This is a genomic window from Stenotrophomonas geniculata ATCC 19374 = JCM 13324 (assembly GCF_001431625.1).
GTDB classification, from domain to species: domain Bacteria; phylum Pseudomonadota; class Gammaproteobacteria; order Xanthomonadales; family Xanthomonadaceae; genus Stenotrophomonas; species Stenotrophomonas geniculata.
Genome location: NZ_LLXT01000031.1, coordinates 1 through 1,284, shown reverse-complemented (window position 1 = coordinate 1,284; position 1,284 = coordinate 1). Strand labels below are relative to the sequence as shown.

Genomic DNA, 1,284 nt, shown 5'->3' with positions numbered 1-1,284 from the left:
CTAGAGGTTCGGGTGCAAGCGGAGCGGCCGCGAGGGCGGCCACCAGCGTGGAGGTCTTCATGGGGGTGGAAGGGTGCGGATGAAATGTAATCATATAACATTTCACACGCCTGCCATGTAGAGTCGAGCCATGCTCGACGGCTCCTGGCAAACAGCAGTCGAGCATGGCTTGTATGTTCCTCCCGGCTCCTACGCGGTATGTAGGAGCCAGGGTGGAGGGACCGTCAAGCATGCATCTGCGGATACCAGCCGACAGACGAGTCGAGCGATCCCCATCCCGCACACGAACGTCGATAAAGGATCGTACGGCCCCCAAAGGGGATCGTCGATGTAGGCAAGCTAACGTCGGTGCGGTACCACCCCAGCCCTTTAAAGATAGCTGGGAGCCGTACAAATGTCTGATTCTCTCGATATTGGCGTGGACGTGGACTCCAAGGAGTTCGTGCCGGCGGTGGCCGACCGCAAGGCCGGTGACAGGGTCGCCAACACCCGGGCCGGGATAGCCAAGTGGCTCAAAACCTTGCCCCAGCGATGCCGGATTGGAATGGAAGCGACGGGGCGGTACTACGAGTTGTTGGCTCGGATGGCTGGCCAGGCGGGCCACGTTGTCTATGTAATCGATCCACGGCTGATCAAGAACTATGCCCGGGCGACGGGCTCGCGTGGCAAGACAGACGCCATGGACGCCCAAGCGATCGCCCGCTATGTGAAGAAGGAGAGCGACCGCCTGCGTGAATACGTACCGCGTACCGACGAGCAGCAACAGATGCACGATTTGCTGCGCAAGCGGCGAGCGCTGGTGGAGACGCGCGCGCGCCTGGAGCAATCCTTCGGGGTAAGCAAAAGTGACCCTGGGGAGCTGTCTGATCTGTTCTGCGCTCTGGCTGGGACGCTGTCGGAGCTGGAAAGCGAACTGCAGCGCTTGGGCCGCGATGGAGAGCATGGCGCGCTCTACAAGCGCCTGCTGACCATCCCGGGTATCGGCCCTGCCGTCGCGTCCCACCTGATTTACTACATGACGCGCTGGCCGTTGGCCAACGCCAACGCATGGATTGCCTGCACCGGCCTGGATCCCCGGCCCAACGAGTCTGGCGGCAGAACTGGACGACGTCGGCTGTCCAAACAGGGCGCACCGATGCTGCGCCAGATGCTCTACATGGCTGCAATGGGGCTCAAGCGGTGTCGCCGGGGGCAACCGCTCTACGACGAGCTGGCAAAACGCGGTCACCCCAGCACCGCCGTCTTCAACATTCTGGCAAGGAAGCTGGCCAGGATCGCCTGGGG

1 protein-coding gene is annotated in these 1,284 nt (G+C 62.2%); it reads left to right on the top strand.

Translation table 11 applies throughout. The features are described from left to right. Nucleotides 1–394: 394 nt before the first annotated feature. Nucleotides 395–1,284, top strand: an 890-nt coding sequence (locus ARC63_RS01895; RefSeq protein WP_057502386.1) for an IS110 family transposase, incomplete at its 3' end; no start/stop codon positions are given.